The organism is Streptomyces sp. NPDC004111 (assembly GCF_042874215.1).
Classification (GTDB): domain Bacteria; phylum Actinomycetota; class Actinomycetes; order Streptomycetales; family Streptomycetaceae; genus Streptomyces.
Genome location: NZ_JBIAMU010000012.1, coordinates 131825 through 153794 on the forward strand (window position 1 = coordinate 131825; position 21970 = coordinate 153794).

Consider the following 21970-nt stretch of genomic DNA (forward strand, 5'->3'; position numbering starts at 1 on the left):
AGCAGTGATCGCCCTCTCCCTCGCCGAGATCGCCGACCTCGTCAGCGGACAGACGCACGACATACCGGACACGAGCCTTCAGGTCACGGGCCCGGTCGTCATCGACTCCCGCCAGGTGCGGCCCGGTTCGCTCTTCGCCGCGTACGCGGGTGAGCGCGTCGACGGACACGACTTCGCTCAGCGCGCGATCGACGCGGGCGCGGCGGCCGTACTGGCCACCCGCCCCGTCGGCGTGCCCGCGATCGTGGTGCCCGACGTCACCGAGGCGCTCGGCGCGCTCTCCCGCAGCGTCGTCGCCCGCCTGGGCGCCGACGTCGTCGCCCTCACCGGCTCCGCGGGCAAGACCTCCACCAAGGACCTGATCGCCCAGCTGCTCGAGCGCAAGGCCCCCACCGTCTACCCCGCGGGCAACCTCAACAACGAGATCGGCCTGCCGCTGACCGCGCTGCGCGCCACCGAGGACACCCGGCACCTGGTCCTCGAAATGGGCGCCCGCTACGTCGGCGACATCCGCTACCTCACCGGGCTCGTCCCGCCGCGCATCGGCCTCGTGCTCAACGTGGGCACCGCGCACGTCGGCGAGTTCGGCAGCCGCGAGAAGATCGCCGAGGCCAAGGGCGAGATGGTCGAGTCGCTGCCGGCCGACGGCGTCGCCGTGCTGAACGCCGACGACAACCTGGTGCGCGCGATGGCCTCGCGCACCAAGGCGCGCGTCGTGTACTTCGGAGAGTCGGACACGGCGGACGTACGGGCCGAGAACGTCCGGCTGACCGAGCAGGGACAGCCCACCTTCACGCTCCACACACCCTCCGGGTGCAGTGACGTGACCATGCGGCTGTACGGTGAGCACCACGTGTCGAACGCGCTCGCCGCGGCCGCCGTCGCCCATGAGCTGGGCATGTCCGTCGACGAGATCGCCGTGGCGCTCTCCGAGGCTGGCACCCTCTCCCGCTGGCGCATGGAGGTCACCGAGCGTCCTGACGGCGTGACGGTTGTCAACGACGCCTACAACGCGAACCCCGAATCCATGCGAGCCGCCCTTCGCGCGCTCGTGTCCATGGGCAAGGGGCGGCGTACGTGGGCGGTGCTCGGTCACATGGCCGAGCTGGGGGACACCTCGCTCGTCGAGCACGACGCGGTCGGACGGCTCGCCGTCCGGCTCAACGTCAGCAAGCTGGTGGCAGTCGGGGGCCGAGAAGCGTCCTGGCTGCAACTGGGCGCCTATAACGAGGGTTCGTGGGGTGAGGAGTCGGTGCACGTGTCCGACACGCAGGCGGCGATCGACCTGTTGCGCGGGGAACTGCGCCCGGGGGACGTCGTGCTGGTGAAGGCATCCAGGTCGGTCGGCCTCGAAGCGGTCGCCCAGGCACTGCTCGATCCCGCCACGGAGGGTGAGGTCGCCGGCTCATGAGCCAGATCCTCTTCGCAGGGGCCATCGGCCTCTTCCTGACGCTCATCGGCACTCCGCTGCTGATCAAGCTGCTGGCCCGCAAGGGCTACGGCCAGTTCATCCGTGACGACGGCCCCCGCGGCCACCACGGCAAGCGCGGTACGCCGACCATGGGCGGCATCGCCTTCATCCTGGCCACGCTCATCGCGTACGCCCTGACGAAGGTGCTCACCTCCAGCCAGCCCAGCCTCTCCGGTGTGCTGGTGCTGTTCCTGATGGCGGGCATGGGCCTGGTCGGCTTCCTCGACGACTACATCAAGATCGTCAAGCAGCGCTCGCTGGGTCTGCGCGCCAAGGCGAAGATGCTCGGCCAGCTGATCGTCGGCATCGCCTTCGCGGTGCTCGCGCTCAACTTCGCCGACAGCCGCGGCCAGACCCCGGCCTCCGACCGGCTCTCCTTCGTCACCGACTTCGGCTGGGCGATCACCCCGGTGCTGTTCGTGGTGTGGGCGCTGTTCATGATCCTGGCGATGTCGAACGGCGTGAACCTCACCGACGGCCTCGACGGACTCGCCACCGGCGCCTCCGTGATGGTCTTCGGCGCGTACACCTTCATCGGTCTGTGGCAGTTCCAGGAGTCCTGCGCCAACGCCACCAGCCTGACCAACCCCAACGCCTGCTTCGAGGTCCGCGACCCGCTCGACCTCGCGGTCGTCGCCTCGGCGCTGATGGGCTCCTGCTTCGGCTTCCTGTGGTGGAACACCTCGCCCGCCAAGATCTTCATGGGCGACACCGGTTCGCTGGCCCTCGGCGGCGCGCTCGCGGGTCTGGCGATCTGCTCCCGCACCGAGCTGCTCCTCGCCATCCTCGGCGGCCTGTTCGTACTGATCACCCTGTCGGTGGTCATCCAGGTCGGCTCGTTCAAGATGACCGGCAAGCGGGTCTTCCGGATGGCCCCGCTCCAGCACCACTTCGAACTCAAGGGGTGGTCCGAAGTCCTTGTCGTGGTCCGCTTCTGGATCATCCAGGGCATGTGCGTGATCGTCGGTCTCGGACTCTTCTACGCAGGATGGGCAGCCGGCAAGTGACCAGCTGGAACGGCCAGAACATCACCGTCGCCGGCCTCGGCGTGAGCGGCCTCAGCGCCGCCCGCGCCCTGGCCGGCCTCGGCGCCCGCATCACCGTCGTCGACGGCGGCGACAGCGCCACGCACCGGGCCCGCGCGGCGGAGCTCGAAGGCGAAGGCATCGCCGTACGTCTCGCGGACGCGGACACCCTCCCCGAAGGCACCGACCTCGTCGTCACCTCGCCCGGCTGGATGCCCTCCAGCCCGCTGTTCGAGGCGGCGGCGAAGGCGGGCGTGGACGTCGTCGGCGACGTCGAGATCGCCTGGCGGCTGCGCGGGCCCGACGCGGCCCCGTGGCTGGCGATCACCGGCACCAACGGCAAGACCACCACCACCCAGATGCTCGCGTCGATCCTGACCGCCGCCGGCCTGCGCACCGCGGCCGTCGGCAACATCGGTACGCCGATCGTCGACGTGGTGCTCCAGGGCGGGGCGTACGACGTCCTGGCCGTCGAGCTCTCCAGCTACCAGCTGCACTGGGCCCCGTCCCTGCGCGCCCACTCCGCCGCCGTGCTCAATCTGGCGCCGGACCACCTCGACTGGCACGGCTCCATGGACGCCTACGCCGCCGACAAGGGCCGCATCTACGAGGGCAACCAGGTCGCCTGTGTCTACAACGTCGCGGACGCGGCCACCGAGCACCTGGTCCGCGAGGCCGACGTCGAGGAGGGCTGCCGCGCCATCGGCTTCACCCTGGGCACGCCCGGCCCCTCCCAGCTCGGCATCGTCGACGGCATCCTCGTCGACCGCGCCTTCGTGACCAACCGGCAGAAGAACGCCCAGGAACTCGCCGAGGTCACCGACGTGACCCCGGCCGCCCCGCACAACCTCGCCAACGCCCTCGCCGCCGCAGCGCTGGCCCGCGCCTACGGCGTCAAGCCCGCGGCCGTACGGGAGGGCCTGCGCGCCTTCCGCCCGGACGCGCACCGCATCGAGCACGTCGCGGACGTCGCCGGGGTCGCGTACGTCGACGACTCCAAGGCCACCAACACGCACGCCACCGAGGCCTCCCTCGCCGCGTACGGGTCCATCGTCTGGATCGCCGGCGGCCTCGCCAAGGGCGCCACCTTCGACGAGCTGGTGAAGAACTCCGCCGAGCGCCTGCGCGGCGTCGTGCTGATCGGCGCCGACCGTGCGCTGATCGGCGAAGCCCTCGCGCGACACGCCCCCCAGGTGCCGGTGGTCGACCTCGACCGGACCGACACTGGGGCGATGTCGGCGGCGGTCCGCGAAGCGGCCGCGCTCGCGGAGCCGGGGGACACGGTGCTGATGGCCCCGGCCTGCGCCTCGATGGACATGTTCGCCAACTACAACAAGCGCGGCGAGGCGTTCGCCGACGCCGTACGCGAACTGATCCCGAACGGGCCGGCCGCGAACGGACCGGCGGGCGGCCGGTAGGCTCCCACTCCCGGCCGCCCGGCCCCGGTTCGCTCATCGGCGCACGAGTTGTTGGAGGGGACCACCGAGATGCCGGCCACGGCCAAGGACAAGCCACGGGTACGCCCCGCAGCCACGGGCGGCCGGACACCGCCCCGCCGCCCGCGCCGCGGTCCCACCAGCCCCCGCAAGCTCTACGAGCAGCTCCGCAGGGCCTGGGACCGCCCGCTGACGGCGTACTACGTCATCCTCGGCAGCGCCCTGCTCATCACCGGCCTCGGCCTCGTGATGGTCTACTCCGCCTCGATGATCCAGGCGCTGCGCTTCGACCTGCCCGGCTCGTACTTCTTCCGCAAGCAGCTGCTCGCCGCCGCCATCGGCGGCGTCCTGCTGCTGGTCGCCTCCCGGGTACCGGTCAAGCTGCACCGTGCACTCTCCTACCCGATGCTGGCCGGCACCGTCTTCCTGATGGCGCTCGTGCAGGTCCCCGGGATAGGGCACGAGGTCAACGGCAACCAGAACTGGATCTCCGTCGGCGGCCCCTTCCAGCTCCAGCCCAGCGAGTTCGGCAAGCTGGCGCTGATCCTGTGGGGCGCCGACCTGCTCGCCCGCAAGCAGGACAAGCACCTGCTGGCCCAGTGGAAGCACATGCTGGTGCCGCTCGTCCCGGTGACCTTCATGCTGCTCGGGCTGATCATGCTCGGCGGCGACATGGGCACCGCGATGATCCTCACCGCGATCCTCTTCGGCCTGCTGTGGCTGGCCGGAGCACCCACCCGGCTGTTCGCCGGAGTGCTCGGCTTCGCGGGCGTCCTCGGCTTCGTACTGATCAAGACGAGTGACAACCGGATGGCGCGGCTCGACTGCATCCTCAGCACGGAGATGGGCCCGGAGGGCCAGTGCCAGCAGGCGGTGCACGGAATCTACGCCCTCGCCTCCGGCGGATGGTTCGGATCCGGCCTCGGTGCGAGTGTGGAAAAATGGGGTCAACTCCCCGAACCCCACAACGACTTCATCTTCGCCATCACCGGTGAGGAACTGGGTCTGGCGGGGACGCTGTCGGTACTCGCCCTGTTCGCGGCCCTAGGCTATGCGGGTATCCGCGTGGCCGGACGCACGGAGGACCCCTTCGTGAGGTACGCCGCGGGAGGTGTGACCACCTGGATCATGGCTCAGGCCGTGGTCAACATCGGTGCGGTGCTCGGCCTGTTGCCGATCGCCGGTGTCCCGCTCCCGCTGTTCTCGTACGGGGGCTCGGCGCTGCTGCCGACCATGTTCGCCGTAGGGTTGTTGATCGCCTTCGCGCGTGACGACCCGGCGGCGCGGGCGGCTCTGGCCATGAGGCGGCCCGGGACGAGATGGAAAACGATGAGACGGCGCGTCACCAAGCGTCCGTCCGGAGAGCGGTGAATTTCGGTGCATGTCGTACTCGCCGGTGGGGGGACCGCCGGCCACATCGAGCCCGCGCTCGCCCTCGCGGACGCCCTGCGCAGGCAGGACCCCACCGTGGGGATCACGGCCCTCGGCACGGAGCGCGGTCTGGAGACCAGACTGGTCCCGGAGCGCGGCTACGAACTCGGCCTGATCCCGGCCGTTCCGCTGCCCCGCAAGCCCACCCCCGAACTGATCACCGTCCCCGGGCGGCTGCGCGGCACCATCAAGGCCGCCGAGCAGATCCTGGAGCGCACCAAGGCCGACTGCGTCGTCGGCTTCGGCGGCTACGTGGCGCTGCCCGGCTACCTGGCGGCCAAGCGCCTCGGGGTGCCGATCATCGTCCACGAGGCCAACGCCAGGCCCGGTCTGGCCAACAAGATCGGTTCGCGGTACGCCGCCGCCGTCGCGGTCTCCACCCCCGACAGCAAGCTGCGCGGCGCCCGTTACGTCGGCATCCCGCTGCGCCGCACCATCGCCACCCTGGACCGCGGGGCCGTGCGCCCGCAGGCGCGCGCCGCGTTCGGGCTCGACCCGAACCTGCCGACGCTGCTGGTCTCCGGCGGCTCGCAGGGCGCCCGCCGCCTCAACGAGGTGGTCCAGCAGGCCGCCCCGTACCTCCAGCGCGCCGGAATCCAGATCCTGCACGCGGTCGGCCCGAAGAACGAGATGCCGCGCGTGGACAACATGCCCGGTATGCCGCCCTACATCCCGGTACCGTACGTGGACCGGATGGACCTGGCGTACGCCGCGGCCGACATGATGCTCTGCCGCGCGGGCGCCATGACCGTCGCCGAACTCTCCGCCGTCGGGCTCCCGGCCGCCTACGTCCCGCTGCCCATCGGCAACGGCGAACAGCGGCTGAACGCCCAGCCGGTGGTCAACGCCGGCGGCGGACTGCTGGTGGACGACGCGGCCCTGACCCCCGAGTGGGTCCAGGGCAACGTGCTGCCGGTGCTCTCCGACCCGCACCGGCTGTACGAGATGTCGCGCGCGGCATCGGAGTTCGGCCGCCGGGACGCCGACGAACTCCTCGTCGGCATGGTCTACCAGGCGATTGCCGCACGCCGGGCCGGCTGACCGGCCCCCGACGCAGGAGGCGACAAGCACGTGGCCGGACCGACGACCCGCGAACGCGGGACCAGAAAGCCCAGCGGTCCGGCCGCTGCCCGGACACCCCGCAAGGGGCGTGTGGGCCGCTTCCCGCGAATTCCCGTGAGCCGCCCGGTCGTTCTCCTGCTCGCCGTCGCCGTCCTGCTGGTCGGCGGCGGCGTCTGGGCGCTGTACGGCTCGAAGTGGCTGCGCGTGGAGCAGGTGCGGGCCACCGGCACCCGGGTGCTGACCCCCGGCGAGGTGGTGGCCGCGGCCGACGTGCCGACCGGGGTTCCGATGATCTCCATCGACTCCGGCGCCATAGAGGACCGGTTGCGCAAGGAACTGCCCCGCATCGACACGATCGACGTGGTCCGTTCGTGGCCGCACGGAATCGGGCTGAAAGTGACCGAGCGAAAGCCGGTCCTGCTCATCGAAAAGGGCGCAAAGTTCATCGAAGTGGACCACCAGGGTGTGCGGTTCGCCACTGTGACGAAAGCTCCCCGCGGGGTACCCAGGCTGGAATTGGCCGCGCAGCGCTCCCCGAGCCTGCGCCGGTTCGGTGAACAACGCCTGCTCGACGAGGCGGTGCGTGTCACCGGTGAACTCGGCGGGGCTTTGGCCCGTAACCTGACGGCGGTGAAAGTGACTTCGTTCGACTCGATCACACTGGAACTGACCAACGGCCGAAGCGTCTTCTGGGGCAGCGGCGAGGACAACGCCGCCAAGTCCCGGGCGCTGGTCGCCCTGATGAAAGCGGCGCCGGACGCGCGGCACTTCGATGTGAGTGCTCCCAGCGCACCTGCCGTCAGGGCGAGTTGACGGACAGTCCAGCAGGTCGGGCCCCTGGTTGGTCAGCGATATGGGTGATCACATAGGGTGAAAAGAAAAACGGGAGGTTCGGCGTGTTCGTTGAACGCGCACCACTTGTCGACTTAGTGTCCTGTTCGGAAGAGTCCAAGGAACAGACACACTGGTAACCCTAAACTTCAGCGTTAGGGTTCGGGTCGGCGTTCGGACCGTCCCAAATCGGCATCAGTCGTCGCGGCGCTGCAAACTCCGTGGCGGCACGTAAATCGAGGCGAGAGGCCTTCGACGTGGCAGCACCGCAGAACTACCTCGCAGTCATCAAGGTCATCGGTGTCGGCGGCGGTGGTGTCAATGCCATCAACCGGATGATCGAGGTCGGTCTCAAGGGCGTCGAGTTCATCGCCATCAACACCGACGCGCAAGCGCTGTTGATGAGCGACGCCGACGTCAAGCTGGACGTCGGCCGTGAACTCACCCGGGGCCTCGGCGCCGGCGCCAACCCCGACGTCGGCCGGAAGGCGGCAGAGGACCACCGCGAGGAGATCGAGGAGGTCCTCAAGGGGGCCGACATGGTCTTCGTGACGGCAGGCGAGGGTGGTGGCACCGGAACCGGTGGCGCGCCCGTGGTCGCCAACATCGCCCGCTCGCTGGGCGCCCTGACGATCGGTGTGGTCACCCGCCCGTTCACCTTCGAGGGCCGGCGGCGCGCGAACCAGGCGGAGGACGGCATCGCCCAGCTCCGCGAAGAGGTCGACACCCTCATCGTCATCCCCAACGACCGGCTCCTGTCGATCAGCGACCGTCAGGTCAGCGTGCTCGACGCCTTCAAGTCGGCCGACCAGGTCCTGCTGTCCGGTGTCCAGGGCATCACCGACCTGATCACCACCCCGGGCCTGATCAACCTCGACTTCGCCGACGTCAAGTCGGTCATGTCCGAGGCCGGCTCCGCGCTCATGGGCATCGGCTCGGCACGCGGCGACGACCGCGCGGTGGCCGCGGCCGAGATGGCGATCTCCTCGCCGCTCCTGGAGGCGTCCATCGACGGCGCCCGCGGTGTCCTGCTGTCCATCTCCGGCGGCTCCGACCTCGGTCTCTTCGAGATCAACGAGGCCGCCCAGCTGGTCAGCGAGGCCGCCCACCCGGAGGCCAACATCATCTTCGGCGCCGTCATCGACGACGCCCTGGGCGACGAGGTACGGGTCACCGTCATCGCCGCCGGATTCGACGGCGGTCAGCCGCCGGCCCGGCGCGAGAACGTGCTCGGCGCGGGAGCGGGCACCAAGCGCGAGGAGAGCGCCCCGGCCTCGCGCCCGGCGCCGCCCGAGCCCGCCCGGCCCACCGGCATCGGTTCGGTCCCCGTGCGCGAGGAGGCCCCGGCTCCGGTCGAGCAGCCCGCGCCGGTCAGCGAGGCCCCGGCCCCGCAGGCCGCCCCGCACGTCCCGCCGGCCCGCCCTTCGTACGCGGACAGCGCGGCCGAGGAGCTGGACGTCCCGGACTTCCTGAAGTAGCCGGACGCGTTACGTGATACAGCGGTACGACGACGAGAGCGGCGCGCACTTCGCCTTCACCGACAGGTGGGGCGGGGTGAGCGCCGTTCCGTACGAGCAGCTCAATCTCGGCGGAGCTGTGGGCGACGACCCCGCGGCCGTCCGGGAGAACCGCCGCCTGGCAGCCGGGGCCCTCGGGCTCGACGCGGCGCGGGTGGTCTGGATGAACCAGGTCCACGGCCGGGACGTCGCGGTGGTGGACGGGCCCTGGCCCACCGGCCCGGCCGCGGGGGCGGACGCCGGAGCCCCGGCGGAAATCCCCGCCGTCGACGCGGTGGTGACCGCCCGTCGGGGGCTGGCCCTCGCGGTGCTCACCGCCGACTGCACCCCCGTACTTCTCGCCGACCCCGTCGCCGGGGTCGTCGCGGCGGCCCACGCCGGGCGGCCGGGGATGCTCGCCGGGGTGGTGCCCGCCGCCGTCGAGGCGATGACGGGGCTCGGCGCGCGGCCCGACCGCGTCAGGGCGTGGACCGGACCCGCGGTGTGCGGGCGTTGTTACGAAGTGCCCGAGCAGATGCGGGCGGACGCCGCCGCGGTCGAACCGGCCTGCTGGGCCGAGACGAGCTGGGGCACCCCGGCCGTCGACGTCACCGCCGGGGTGCACGCCCAGCTGGCGGCGCTCGGGGTGCGGAGCCGGTCGCAGTCGCCGGTGTGCACGCGCGAGTCGGGCGACCACTTCTCCTACCGGCGGGACCGCACCACGGGACGGCTCGCCGGATATGTCTGGTTGGACGGGTAGGACATGACGGACCGTACGCAGGACGCCGGGCCCTCGGCGCGCAAGGACGAACTGGCCTCGAACCTCGCGCGGGTGGAGGAACGTATCTCTTCCGCTTGTGCGGCGGTCGGGCGCGCGCGTGAAGAAGTGACCCTGATCGTGGTCACCAAGACCTACCCGGCGAGCGATGTGCGCATGCTCGCCGAGCTGGGGGTGCGTCATGTCGCCGAGAACCGCGACCAGGACGCCGCCCCCAAGGCGGAACTCTCCGCCGACCTGCCCCTGACCTGGCACTTCGTCGGGCAGCTGCAGACCAACAAGGTGCGTTCGGTGGTCGGGTACGCGGACGAGGTGCAGTCGGTGGACCGGCTGAAGCTGGTGTCCTCGCTGTCCTCGGCCGCGGTGCGGGCCGAACGTGAGATCGGTTGCCTGCTCCAGGTGGCCCTGGACGCCGAGTCCGGCGAAAGGGGCGAAAGGGGTGGGGTTTCCCCCGACGGCGTCGAGGAGTTGGCCGCCGCCGTGGCCGCCGCGCCGGGGCTGCGGCTGGACGGTCTGATGACCGTCGCGCCGCTCGCGGGCCCGTACGCGGGGCGCCAACGGGCGGCCTTCGAGCGGCTGATGGAAATCTCGTCCGGCCTGCGCACCGCACATCCGGCTGCCACCATGGTGTCTGCGGGAATGAGTGCGGACCTTGACGAGGCGGTGGCGGCCGGTGCGACACATGTGCGCGTCGGCACTGCGGTACTCGGCGTCCGTCCTCGCCTCGGGTAACGTCGCGAAGCAAGTCGGACCACAGCAGAAAATATGGTCATCCCCACTATTCAGTGGGCAGGCCCAGTGGATCGCGGGCACTTGGTGACGAGGCCGATCCACCACAGAGCGGAGGACTCAGGAAATGGCCGGCGCTATGCGCAAGATGGCGGTCTACCTCGGCCTCGTGGAGGACGATGGATACGACGGCCGGGGCTTCGACCCCGACGACGACTTCGAACCCGAGCCCGAACCCGAGCGTGACCACCGCCGGCACCAGCCCCCGCACCAGGCGGAGCGGGAGCGGGACGAACCGGTACGAGTCACCCAGCCGCCCGCCCCCCGTGAGCCCGTTCAGCTTCCGGCGGAAAGCGGACGACCCGCACGAATCGCCCCCGTGGCGTCCATCACACCTGAACGTCCGAGCCTGGAGAAGAACGCACCGGTGATCATGCCCAAGGTCGTGTCCGAGCGGGAGCCGTACCGCATCACCACGTTGCACCCCCGGACCTACAACGAGGCCCGTACCATCGGGGAACACTTCCGCGAGGGCACTCCGGTGATCATGAACCTCACGGAGATGGACGACACGGACGCGAAGCGACTTGTCGACTTTGCTGCAGGACTGGTCTTCGGTCTGCATGGCAGCATTGAGCGAGTGACGCAGAAGGTGTTCCTGTTGTCGCCTGCTAACGTCGATGTCACGGCGGAGGACAAGGCCCGTATCGCAGAGGGCGGTTTCTTCAACCAGAGCTGACAGAGCCGAGAGCAGGACAACCGAAACAACCGGCCACGAGGCCGAGCTGAGGCGAGAGCCAGGGGAGAGGGACGCACGGGAATGGGCATCGCACTGGACGTGATCTACATCGCGCTGATGTGCTTCCTGGTCGTGCTGATTTTCCGGCTCGTCATGGACTACGTCTTTCAGTTCGCGCGTTCATGGCAACCCGGCAAGGCGATGGTGGTCGTTCTTGAGGCCACCTACACTGTCACCGATCCACCGCTCAAGCTTCTGCGGCGGTTCATTCCGCCGCTGCGTCTCGGGGGCGTGGCACTCGACCTGTCCTTCTTCGTTCTGATGATCATCGTCTACATCCTGATCAGTGTTGTGAACAACATTGCGAGCAGGGTGTGAGCGATACGGTCTTGCCGACTGCCGACGACTACGTAGAGGTGAAGAAGAGATGCCGCTGACCCCCGAGGACGTGCGGAACAAGCAGTTCACGACCGTCCGCCTTCGAGAAGGCTATGACGAGGACGAGGTTGATGCGTTCCTCGACGAGGTCGAGTCCGAGCTGACCCGTCTGCTCCGCGAGAACGAGGACCTGCGCGCCAAGCTGGCCGCGGCGACCCGTGCCGCGGCGCAGAACCAGCAGCAGCAGGGCATGCGCAAGCCGGAGCCGCAGGACAACCGGCCCGGTGGACCGGGCGCGCCCGTTCCCGCGGCCATATCCGGACCGCCTCAGCAGCAGCAGCCGCCCCAGCAGCAGCAGATGCAGCAGCAGGGCGGACCGCTCCAGCTTCCCGCCGGCCCCGGCGGCCACGGCCCCGGCCCGCAGCAGCAGGGCCAGCACGGTCCCGGCCCGATGGGTCAGGGTCCGATGCAGGGCCAGCACGGTCCCGGCCCGATGGGCCAGGGCCCGATGCAGGGCGGCATGGGCCAGGGCCCGATGGGCGGCCCCATGCAGCAGCCGATGCAGCAGCCGCCGCAGCAGCAGATGCCGCAGCCGGGTGGCGACAGCGCCGCCCGCGTGCTCTCGCTCGCGCAGCAGACCGCCGACCAGGCGATCGCGGAGGCCCGTTCCGAGGCCAACAAGATCGTCGGCGAGGCCCGTTCGCGCGCCGAGGGTCTGGAGCGCGACGCCCGTGCCAAGGCGGACGCCCTGGAGCGGGACGCGCAGGAGAAGCACCGCGTCGCGATGGGCTCGCTGGAGTCCGCCCGCGCCACGCTGGAGCGCAAGGTCGAGGACCTGCGCGGCTTCGAGCGCGAGTACCGCACGCGTCTGAAGTCCTACCTGGAGTCGCAGCTGCGTCAGCTGGAGACCCAGGCCGACGACTCGCTGGCTCCGCCGCGGACCCCGGCCACGGCCTCGCTGCCGCCGGCCCCGCAGATGAGCAGCACCATGGCGCCCGCGGGTGCCGGTTCGATGGGCCACTCCATGGGTGGCAACCCGTCGATGGGCGCGCCGTCCATGGGCGGACAGTCGAACGGTGCTCCGTCGTACGGCGGTCAGCAGCAGATGACTCCGGCGATGACCCAGCCGATGGCGCCGGTGCGGCCGCAGGGGCCGCAGCCGATGCAGCAGGCGCCTTCGCCGATGCGTGGGTTCCTGATCGACGAGGACGACAACTGACGGGCGTTGCGCGCTTTTTGAGCGCGTAGCCGTCGGCAGGCTGAGGGGCGGGCCCCGGGACTTTGGTCCTGGGGCCCGCCCCTTTTTGTGTGCGTGCGGGAGTTGGGGTGGGGGTGGGTGGGGTCGGTGTGGGGGTGGGAGGGGGTGGGGGAGGTGCGGGTCCGGGGTGGGTGCGGCTCCGCCGGGGGGCCGCCCCCTTGCCCGCCCGTTCCGCCCCCGGGGGGCGGCCCCGTCGCCCAAGGGGGCTCGGGGGTGGGGCGGGCTCGTCGTTCAAGGGGGCTCGGGGGCGGGGCGGTCCTGTGGTCCAAAGGGCTTGGGGACAGGGGAGGGCCCGGAGGTGGGGTGTCTCCGGGCCCTCAGTTGTGCGGGGAGCGGTGTCAGATCTTGCGGAGGTGGAAGGTCAGGGCGAGGGGTTCGTCGGTGAAGGGGGCGCCGAAGGTGTCGTCGGGGGTGCCCTCCGTGTAGTCCGTCGCCAGGACCTCGTCGGAGATGAGCGGGGCGTGGGCCGTGAGGGCCTCCGTGGTCTCCGGGGAGGTGGAGGTCCAGCGGACGGCGATGCGGTCGGCGACGTCCAGGCCGCTGTTCTTGCGGGCCTCCTGGATCAGCCGGATCGCGTCACGGGCCAGGCCCGCCTTGCGCAGCTCCGGGGTGATTTCGAGGTCGAGGGCGACCGTCGCACCGGAGTCGGAGGCGACCGACCAGCCCTCGCGGGGGGTCTCGGTGATGATGACCTCCTCGGGGGTGAGGAGGATCGTCTCGCCGTTCACGACGAGGGGGGCCTCGCCGTCGCGCAGGGCCAGGGAGAGGGCCGCCGCGTCGGCTGCCGCGACCGCCTTCGCCACGTCCTGGACGCCCTTGCCGAACCGCTTGCCCAGTGCGCGGAAGTTCGCCTTGGCGGTCGTGTCGACCAGCGAGCCGCCCACCTCGGAGAGGGAGGCCAGCGAGGTGACGTTCAGCTCCTCGGTGATCTGCGCCTGGAGCTCGGGGGAGAGCGCGGCGAAGCCGGAGGCCGCGACCAGTGCGCGGGAGAGCGGCTGCCGGGTCTTGACGCCCGACTCCGCGCGGGTGGCCCGGCCCAGCTCGACCAGGCGGCGTACGAGCGCCATCTGCGTGGAGAGCGTCGGGTCGATGGCCGTCAGGTCCGCCTTCGGCCAGGAGGCGAGGTGGACCGACTCCGGGGCGTCCGGGGCGACGGGGACCACCATGTCCTGCCAGACCCGCTCCGTGATGAAGGGGGTGAGGGGGGCCATGAGGCGGGTGACCGTCTCGACGACGTCGTGCAACGTGCGCAGTGCCGCCTTGTCGCCCTGCCAGAAGCGGCGGCGCGAGCGGCGCACGTACCAGTTGGAGAGGTCGTCGACGAAGGCGGACAGGAGCTTGCCCGCCTTCTGGGTGTCGTACGACTCCATGGCGACGGTGACCTGGTCGACGAGCGCGTTCAGCTCGGAGAGCAGCCAGCGGTCGAGGACCGTGCGGTCGGCCGGGGCCGGATCGGCGGCCGAGGGCGCCCAGTCGGAGGTGCGGGCGTACAGCGCCTGGAAGGCGACCGTGTTCCAGTAGGTGAGGAGGGTCTTGCGGACGACCTCCTGGATGGTGCCGTGGCCGACCCGGCGGGCCGCCCACGGGGAGCCGCCGGCCGCCATGAACCAGCGCACGGCGTCCGCGCCGTGCTGGTCCATCAGCGGGATCGGCTGGAGGATGTTGCCCAGGTGCTTGGACATCTTCCGGCCGTCCTCGGCGAGGATGTGGCCGAGGCAGACCACGTTCTCGTAGGACGACTTGTCGAAGACCAGGGTGCCGATGGCCATCAGCGTGTAGAACCAGCCGCGGGTCTGGTCGATCGCCTCCGAGATGAACTGCGCCGGGTAGCGCTTCTCGAAGATCTCCTTGTTCTTGTACGGGTAGCCCCACTGCGCGAACGGCATCGAACCCGAGTCGTACCAGGCGTCGATGACCTCCGGGACGCGGGTCGCCGTCAGGGTGCAGCCCTCGTGGGTGCAGGTGAAGGTGACGTCGTCGATGTACGGGCGGTGCGGGTCCAGGGCGGAGTGGTCCTGGCCGGACAGCTCGGAGAGCTCGGCGCGGGAGCCGACGCAGGTGAGGTGGTCCTCCTCGCAGCGCCAGATGGGCAGCGGGGTGCCCCAGTAGCGGTTGCGGGACAGCGCCCAGTCGATGTTGTTGTTCAGCCAGTCGCCGAAGCGGCCGTGCTTGACCGAGTCCGGGAACCAGTTGGTCTTCTCGTTCTCTTCGAGGAGACGGTCCTTGACGGCGGTGGTACGGACGTACCAGGACGGCTGCGCGTAGTAGAGGAGCGCGGTGTGGCAGCGCCAGCAGTGCGGATAGCTGTGCTCGTACGGAACGTGACGGAACAGCAGGCCGCGCGCGTCGAGGTCGGCGGTCAGCTTCTCGTCGGCCTTCTTGAAGAACACGCCGCCGACGAGGGGCACCTCCTCCTCGAAGGTGCCGTCGGGGCGGACCGGGTTCACCACCGGCAGGCCGTACGACTTGCAGACCACGAGGTCGTCCGCGCCGAAGGCGGGGGACTGGTGGACGAGGCCGGTGCCGTCCTCGGTGGTGACGTACTCGGCGTTGACGACGAAGTGGGCCTCGGAGGGGAACTCGACGAGGTCGAACGGGCGCCGGTAGGTCCAGCGCTCCATCTCGGCGCCGGTGAAGGTGTCCCCGGTGACCTCCCAGCCCTCGCCGAGGGCCTTCTCCAGGAGGGGCTCGGCGACGACCAGCTTCTCCTCGCCGTTGGTGGCGACGACGTAGCGGACCTCGGGGTGGGCGGCGACCGCGGTGTTGGACACCAGGGTCCAGGGGGTCGTCGTCCAGACCAGGAGGGCGGCCTCGCCCGCGAGGGGGCCGCCGGTCAGCGGGAAGCGGACGAAGACCGAGGGGTCGACGACGGTCTCGTAGCCCTGCGCCAGCTCGTGGTCGGAGAGACCGGTGCCGCAGCGGGGGCACCAGGGGGCGACGCGGTAGTCCTGGGTCAGCAGGCCCTTGTTGAAGATCTCCTTCAGGGACCACCACACGGACTCGACGTACTCCGGGTCCATGGTGCGGTAGGCGTCGTCCAGGTCGACCCAGTAGCCCATGCGCTGCGTCAGCTCGGCGAAGGCGTCGGTGTGGCGGGTGACGGACTCGCGGCACTTGTCGTTGAACGCGGCGATGCCGTAGTTCTCGATGTCCTGCTTGCCGCTGAAGCCGAGTTCCTTCTCGACCGCCAGCTCGACGGGCAGGCCGTGGCAGTCCCAGCCGGCCTTGCGGCCGACGTGGTAGCCCTGCATCGTGCGGAAGCGGGGGAAGACGTCCTTGAAGACGCGGGCCTCGATGTGGTGGGCGCCGGGCATGCCGTTGGCGGTCGGCGGGCCCTCGTAGAAGACCCACTCGGGGCGCCCCTCGGAGGCTTCGAGGGACTTCGCGAAGACCTTCGCCTCGGCCCAGAAGTCGAGCACGGCGTGCTCCAGGGCGGGCAGGTCGACCTGTGCGGGTACCGGGTTGTACTGCGGCTTCGGCGGTGTCGGCGCTGTCATGGGGGTGCTCTTCCTCCGGCGGACGTCGTTCTTCCGTCGGAGGGACGAGAGCTGTGCTCCCGCGGTACCACCCTCCTTGGCCCCGGACGACCTGCGTCCGCGGCCCCCTCATTGGGGTCGCGCTGCCGGGTCTAGTCGCCCGCCGCGGACGCGGGGGCTTTCTTCCGGCGGCTCCGGGGTGATGCTTCGCGCCGTGCTCGCCCCCGGGCTCTCACCGTCCCCGGGTCGCTCATCGCTGCGTGCGGCGCTACTCGGCCCCATCGATGCCTTTCGCTCGGGCCAGTGTACGGGGCGGGGTGCGCGGAGGCGGACCGGTTTTCGGCGGGCCGCGGCGTCGAGCGGCGCCGTGGACGCGGTACGGGCGGGGGTGACCCGAATGGCACACGGCGGCGGGCGGACCTCCGCCACGCGCGCGTGGGGGCGATTACCCGGCGGAGAGCTGGGCACAACGGATGCAGGTCTGTCGCGACACGGCGTGGGGAGGGCGCAGCCGGCGGTGTGCCCCGTTGCCGCGGTGCTTGGGTCGATTTATCGTCCCAGCACGATTCGCGTGCAAGATCACAAAATGTGAAGGGGCCGCGTCCATGGTGGCTGACAAGACCGCCGCAACGAAGAAGACGGCGTCGACGAGAACCACCGGAGCGGCGGCCGGGAAGCAGCCCGCCGAGGAGGAACGGAGCGCGGCCCCGAAGGGGACGACGGCGGCCGACGGTACGGCCGGGAGCGCCGGAGGGAAGGCCGCCGCGAAGAAGACGGCCCCGTCGGAGGCCACCGCGAAGAAGGCGGGCGCCGGAGACACGGCGGCCAAGAAGACGACCGCGAAGAAGACAGCCGCGAAGAAGGCAGCCGCGAAGAAAACGGTCGCCAAGAAAACGGCTGCCAAGAAGACGGCGGCGAAGAAGGCCGCTCCGGCGGTGGACGGGGCCGCGGAGGAGACCGGGTCCGGGAAGGCCGCGGCGGCGGCCGGGCGGACACCGGCGAAGAGGGCGGCGGCCGAACCGGCCGCGGCCGGCAGGACGGCTCCCGAGGCATCCGCCGAGGCTGCCGGAGATCGGGCCGCACCCGCGGCCGACGGGGCGGCCGAGGCCGCACAGACGGGAGCCGAGACGGTGGTTGCGAAGAAGAGTCCGGGCGGGGCCACGACGGCCAGGAAGAAGGCGGTGCCGGCCGCCCGTGCGACGACCGCGGTGGTGCCCGGCGAACTCGCCGTACGGCCCGGGGAGGACCCCTGGACGCCCGACGAGGTCGCCGAGGCGCGGGCCGAACTGGACAGCGAGATCCTGCGGCTGCGGGCCGAGATCGCCTCGCTGGAGGAGGCGCTCAGCGGACTGATGCGCGACTCCGGCAACGGTGCCGGCGACGACGACGCGGACACCGGCAGCAAGAACATCACCCGCGAGCACGAGATGTCCCTGGCCGCCAACGCCCGCGAGATGCTGGAGCAGACCGAGCGTGCCCGCGACCGGCTCGACTCCTGGACGTACGGCATCTGCGAGAACTGCGGCAACCCGATCGGCAAGGCCCGGATGCAGGCCTTCCCGCGCGCCACGCTCTGCGTGGAGTGCAAGCAGAAGCAGGAGCGGCGCTCCTGAGGTGCCGCGCGGACGGCGCGCGCGACGCGGCGCCCGCGTGTGCGGCAGGGGCCACGAGCCCTCGGAGTCCGTACGTGTGTGCCGTACCCTCGTGCTCACCGTGAATTCCCCCCGGGGGGATCCGCGGCAGTCAGGTACGAGGGCGAGGGACTTACGTGGCAGAGGCGGAGCGCATCATCGGTACGCCAGATGTGGAGGGAGCCGGGCCGGAGCAGTCCTCGCGTGACGAGGGCGCTGCGGGTGCGGCTGCCGCGGAGACCGCGGGCAAGGACGCCGGAGCCACCGGCGCGGACGCCGCAGGGGCCGGCGCCGGTGCCCACAGGACCGCCGGGGACGCCGCGGGCGGGGACGCGGAGCAGGGCGCCGGGGAGTCCGGCGGGGCCACGGCCACCGGCCGGGGCAAGCGGAAGCTGGCGATCCTGTTCGTCATCGCGCTGCTCGCCTACGCGCTCGACCTCGGGACCAAGCTGCTCGTGGTGGCCAAGCTGGAGCCCAGCGGCGAGACGATCAACGTGATCGGGGAGCTGCTCCAGTTCCGGGCGATCCGCAACCCGGGTGCCGCCTTCGGCTTCGGCGAGGCGTTCACGATCATCTTCACGATCATCGCGGCCTCGGTGATCGTGGTGATCGCCCGGCTGGCGCGCAAGCTCTACAGCATGCCGTGGGCCATCGCGCTCGGGCTGCTGCTCGGCGGTGCGCTGGGCAACCTCACCGACCGGATCTTCCGTACGCCGGGATTCCTGGAGGGAGCGGTCGTCGACTTCATCGCGCCCGCGAACTTCGCCGTCTTCAACCTCGCCGACTCGGCGATCGTCTGCGGCGGCATCCTGATCGTGATCCTGTCGTTCCGGGGGCTGGACCCGGACGGGACCGTGCACAAGGACTGAGCGCGCACCGGGACCGGCCCGTGCACCGGGACCGGGCCCGAGGGCCCCGCACGGGGCCCCGTGCGGCCTTCCCGGTCGGGGTCTGCCGGTGCGGTCCTGCATACTCGACGGGTGAGTACGATTCCCGAGATCCGCACCCTGCCCGTTCCCGATGGCCTTGAGGGCGAGCGCGTCGACGCCGCCATTTCCCGGATGTTCGGGTTCTCCCGGACCAAGGCGGCCGAGCTCGCCGCTGCCGGAAAGGTCCAGGTCGACGGCTCGGTGGTCGGGAAGTCCGAGCGCGTGCACGGCGGGGCCTGGCTGGAGGTCGAGATGCCCGCCCCGGCCGCGCCCGTACAGATCGTCGCCGAGCCCGTCGAGGGCATGGAGATCATCCACGACGACGACGACATCGTGGTGATCGTGAAGCCGGTCGGCGTGGCCGCGCACCCGAGCCCCGGCTGGACCGGGACGACCGTGATCGGCGGGCTCGCCGCCGCCGGGTACCGGATCTCCACCTCCGGTGCCGCCGAGCGCCAGGGCATCGTGCACCGGCTCGACGTCGGCACCTCCGGCCTGATGGTCGTCGCCAAGTCGGAGCGCGCGTACACCTCGCTCAAGCAGCAGTTCCGCGAGCGCACCGTGGACAAGCGCTACAACGCGCTCGTCCAGGGCCACCCGGACCCGATGAGCGGCACCATCGACGCCCCCATCGGCCGGCACCCGAACCACGACTACAAGTGGGCCGTCGTCGCCGAGGGCAAGCCCTCCGTCACCCACTACGACCTCATCGAGGCCTTCCGCGCGGCCAGCCTGCTCGACATCAAGCTGGAGACCGGGCGCACCCACCAGATCCGCGTGCACATGTCGGCGCACCGCCACCCCTGCGTGGGCGACGTGACCTACGGCGCGGACCCGACGCTGGCCAAGCGGCTGGGGCTGACCCGGCAGTGGCTGCACGCGATGCGGCTCGGCTTCACCCACCCGGGCAGCGGCGACTGGGTCGAGTTCGAGAGCCCCTACCCGGAGGACCTCCAGCACGCGCTGGACGTGATCCGGGCGGAGAGCGAATGACCTCCGGCTCCTACCGGGTGCGGGTCGCCGAGGGGCCCGAGGACCTGGCCGCGTGCTTCGCGGTGCGCAAGGAGGTCTTCGTGGCGGAGCAGGGGGTGCCCGAGTCCCTGGAGTACGACCGTTACGACGGGACCGCGCTGCACGTCCTGGCGGTCGCCGACGACGGCACCCCGCTGGGCACCGGCCGGCTGCTGTACGGCGACGACGCGCTCGGCAAAACCGGCGCGGGCCCGGAGGTCGCCTCCCTGGGCCGTCTCGCGGTGAGCGCGGCGGCCCGCGGGCTGGGCGTCGGGGCCGCCCTGGTGCGGGGCATCGAGGACGCGGCACGGGACCTGGACCGGGGCCTGACGGCGATCGACCTGCACGCGCAGACGCAGGCGCTGGGTTTCTACGAACGGCTGGGGTACGAGGTGTACGGCCCGGTCTTCCTCGACGCGGGGATCGACCACCGGGCGATGCGCCGCGGGCTGTGAGGCGCCGCCCCCTGGTGCGGGGGTACGCGGCGGGGTGAGTCCGTCCGGAGCGGGGCGGCCCCCGGCCGCCGGGCAGGGGTACTCCGAGAGCCGGGCCCGGCGGGACGATTTGTTGGGGTTCGTGGCAGGCTGGGGGTCTTGATCGTTGCCCTTGCGAACCGCCCGGAGTGCACCCCGTGGATCAACTGGCCCTCTTGTTCGTGCTGCTGCTCGGTGCGGTGGTCTCCGTACCGCTCGGGGAGCGGCTGGGGTTGCCCGCGCCGGTGCTGATGACGCTGGCCGGAGTGGTGCTCGCGCTCATCCCGGTCGTACCGAACCCTGACATTCCGCCGGAGTTCATTCTTCCGCTCGTCCTGCCGCCGCTGCTCTACGCGGCGGTGCAACGCACCTCCTGGCGGCAGTTCACCGCCAACTTCCGGCCGATCCTGCTGCTGGCCGTGGCGCTGGTCTTCGTGACGACGGCCGCCGTGGCCGCCGTCGCCAACGCCGTCGTGCCCGGACTCCCGATCGCCGCCGCCGTCGCCCTCGGCGCACTCGTCGCGCCGCCGGACCCGGTCGCCGCGACCGCCGTGGCCGGCTCGCTGGGACTGCCCCGGCGACTGGTGTCGATCCTGGAGGGCGAGGGGCTCTTCAACGACGTCACCGCCATCGTGCTCTACCACGTGGCGATCGGCGCGGCCGTCAGCGGCACCTTCTCCTGGCCGGCCGCGATGGGCGAACTGGTGCTCTCGGCCGTCGTCGCCGTGGTGGTCGGCGGCGGACTGGGCTGGATCAGCAACAAGCTCATGGGCTACCTGGGCGACGCCACGCTCCAGATCGGGCTGACCCTGCTGGTGCCGTTCGTCAGCTACGTACTGGCCGAGGAGTTCCTGGGGTCGGGCGTGCTGGCGGTGCTGACCTCCGCGCTCTACCTCGCCTCGCACGCGGTCGACGCCGACGACGTGATGGGCCGGCTGGCCGGGCAGACCTTCTGGCAGATCGTGGACACGCTCGTCACCGGCGTCGCCTTCGGCCTCATCGGCCTCGAACTCCACTCCGTCTTCGGGCTCGCCGACGGGCGGCTCGTCGAGATGCTGGGCTGGGGCGCGGCGGTGGCGGGCGTGGTCATCGGCGTACGGCTGCTGTGGCTGCTGCCGGCGACCTGGCTGGCGAAGCGGCTGCACAAACGGCGCGACGTGGACGAGGACATCCCGATGAGCTGGCGGGAGACCGTCGTCATGTGGTGGTCGGGGATGCGCGGCGTGGCCTCGGTCGCGCTGGTGCTGGCCATCCCGCTGCAGACGGACGCGGGCGACGACTTCCCGGCGCGCGACGAGATCGTCTTCATCGCCTTCTGCGTGATCATGACGACCCTGGTGCTCCAGGGCCTGACCCTGCCCTGGCTGGTGCGCAAGCTCGGGGTGCGGGCCGACACGGACGCCGAACGGGCACTGGAGCACGAACTCGCCCTGCGGGCCGCGAAGGCGGCGAAGCGGCGGCTGAAGGAGATCGAGGAGGTCGAGGAACTGCCCGAGGAGGTGTCCGAGCGGCTCCAGCGCGGGGCGTTCGACCTCGGCGCGCGGATCAGCCCGGACATCATCGACGACGAACGGCGGGAGGCGTACGCGTCGCGGGCGGTACGGGTGAAGGCCGTGATGCGCATCCAGCGGGAAATGATGTCCGCGGCCCGGCACGAGGTGCTGTCGGCCCGCAACGAGGCCGGGGTGGACCCGGAAGTGGTGGACCGGGTGCTGCACCAGCTGGACCTGAGGAGCATGCGCTGAGGTGCGGCACGGCGGGTCCGACTTCCGGACGGGGCGGGCGGTGACGGCTGCATCGAAGGGTGCAGTGGGGG

Annotated in this window: 18 protein-coding genes; 17 read left to right on the forward strand and 1 reads right to left on the reverse strand. The window is 71.0% G+C overall.

Features of this window, described 5'->3' with window-relative positions:
* The first annotated feature begins 4 nt into the window (after nt 1–4).
* The 12 genes from murF (at nt 5) to ACFYVL_RS23720 (ending at nt 12595) form a co-directional block, all read left to right on the forward strand.
* Nucleotides 5–1411, forward strand: coding sequence for a UDP-N-acetylmuramoyl-tripeptide--D-alanyl-D-alanine ligase (gene murF, locus ACFYVL_RS23665; protein ID WP_389247910.1), 1407 nt, complete (start codon nt 5–7; stop codon nt 1409–1411).
* Complete coding sequence (mraY, locus tag ACFYVL_RS23670) at nt 1408–2478, forward strand: phospho-N-acetylmuramoyl-pentapeptide-transferase (protein ID WP_389247912.1); 1071 nt, start codon at nt 1408–1410, stop codon at nt 2476–2478. Before murF ends, mraY begins: the two co-directional genes overlap by 4 nt.
* Nucleotides 2460–3914 carry a UDP-N-acetylmuramoyl-L-alanine--D-glutamate ligase gene (gene murD / locus ACFYVL_RS23675; RefSeq protein ID WP_389247914.1) on the forward strand — a complete coding sequence of 485 codons (1455 nt, stop codon included), beginning with the start codon at nt 2460–2462 and terminating at the stop codon, nt 3912–3914. Before mraY ends, murD begins: the two co-directional genes overlap by 19 nt.
* Before the next feature lie 69 nt (nt 3915–3983).
* On the forward strand, nt 3984–5303 hold the full coding sequence (gene ftsW / locus ACFYVL_RS23680; RefSeq protein ID WP_389247916.1) for a putative lipid II flippase FtsW: 1320 nt from the start codon (nt 3984–3986) through the stop codon (nt 5301–5303).
* A gap of 6 nt (nt 5304–5309) precedes the next feature.
* Nucleotides 5310–6404, forward strand: a complete 1095-nt coding sequence (gene murG, locus ACFYVL_RS23685) for an undecaprenyldiphospho-muramoylpentapeptide beta-N-acetylglucosaminyltransferase (RefSeq protein ID WP_389247918.1) — start codon at nt 5310–5312, stop codon at nt 6402–6404.
* 30 nt (nt 6405–6434) lie between these two features.
* Nucleotides 6435–7238, forward strand: a complete 804-nt coding sequence (locus ACFYVL_RS23690; protein ID WP_389247920.1) for a cell division protein FtsQ/DivIB — start codon at nt 6435–6437, stop codon at nt 7236–7238.
* Nucleotides 7239–7513: 275 nt separating this feature from the next.
* Nucleotides 7514–8734 carry a cell division protein FtsZ gene (gene ftsZ / locus ACFYVL_RS23695; RefSeq protein WP_389247922.1) on the forward strand — a complete coding sequence of 407 codons (1221 nt, stop codon included), beginning with the start codon at nt 7514–7516 and terminating at the stop codon, nt 8732–8734.
* A 13-nt stretch (nt 8735–8747) separates the two neighbouring features.
* Entirely contained in the window at nt 8748–9512 is a 765-nt protein-coding gene (gene pgeF, locus ACFYVL_RS23700; protein WP_389247924.1) for a peptidoglycan editing factor PgeF, read from the forward strand.
* 3 nt (nt 9513–9515) lie between these two features.
* Nucleotides 9516–10262, forward strand: coding sequence for a YggS family pyridoxal phosphate-dependent enzyme (locus ACFYVL_RS23705; protein ID WP_389247926.1), 747 nt, complete (start codon nt 9516–9518; stop codon nt 10260–10262).
* Between the two features lie 124 nt (nt 10263–10386).
* Nucleotides 10387–10998, forward strand: coding sequence for a cell division protein SepF (locus ACFYVL_RS23710; RefSeq protein WP_389247928.1), 612 nt, complete (start codon nt 10387–10389; stop codon nt 10996–10998).
* Between the two features lie 81 nt (nt 10999–11079).
* Entirely contained in the window at nt 11080–11376 is a 297-nt protein-coding gene (locus ACFYVL_RS23715; RefSeq protein ID WP_389247929.1) for a YggT family protein, read from the forward strand.
* Between the two features lie 49 nt (nt 11377–11425).
* Nucleotides 11426–12595: a DivIVA domain-containing protein gene (locus tag ACFYVL_RS23720; RefSeq protein ID WP_389247931.1), complete on the forward strand. Its 1170-nt coding sequence runs from the start codon at nt 11426–11428 to the stop codon at nt 12593–12595.
* 377 nt (nt 12596–12972) lie between these two features.
* On the opposite strand, the gene ileS is transcribed toward ACFYVL_RS23720, so the two are convergent.
* Entirely contained in the window at nt 12973–16131 is a 3159-nt protein-coding gene (gene ileS, locus ACFYVL_RS23725; protein WP_389247933.1) for an isoleucine--tRNA ligase, read from the reverse strand.
* Between the two features lie 584 nt (nt 16132–16715).
* Here ileS and ACFYVL_RS23730 point away from each other — a divergent pair.
* From ACFYVL_RS23730 to ACFYVL_RS23750, 5 genes are all read left to right on the forward strand, one after another.
* Nucleotides 16716–17723, forward strand: coding sequence for a TraR/DksA family transcriptional regulator (locus tag ACFYVL_RS23730; protein ID WP_389247935.1), 1008 nt, complete (start codon nt 16716–16718; stop codon nt 17721–17723).
* Nucleotides 17724–17878: 155 nt separating this feature from the next.
* Complete coding sequence (gene lspA, locus ACFYVL_RS23735; RefSeq protein ID WP_389247937.1) at nt 17879–18610, forward strand: signal peptidase II; 732 nt, start codon at nt 17879–17881, stop codon at nt 18608–18610.
* Nucleotides 18611–18721: 111 nt separating this feature from the next.
* Nucleotides 18722–19663, forward strand: coding sequence for an RluA family pseudouridine synthase (locus ACFYVL_RS23740; RefSeq protein ID WP_389247939.1), 942 nt, complete (start codon nt 18722–18724; stop codon nt 19661–19663).
* Nucleotides 19660–20136, forward strand: a complete 477-nt coding sequence (locus ACFYVL_RS23745; protein WP_389247940.1) for a GNAT family N-acetyltransferase — start codon at nt 19660–19662, stop codon at nt 20134–20136. Before ACFYVL_RS23740 ends, ACFYVL_RS23745 begins: the two co-directional genes overlap by 4 nt.
* A gap of 176 nt (nt 20137–20312) precedes the next feature.
* Nucleotides 20313–21899, forward strand: a complete 1587-nt coding sequence (locus tag ACFYVL_RS23750) for a Na+/H+ antiporter (RefSeq protein WP_389247942.1) — start codon at nt 20313–20315, stop codon at nt 21897–21899.
* Nucleotides 21900–21970 lie beyond the last annotated feature (71 nt).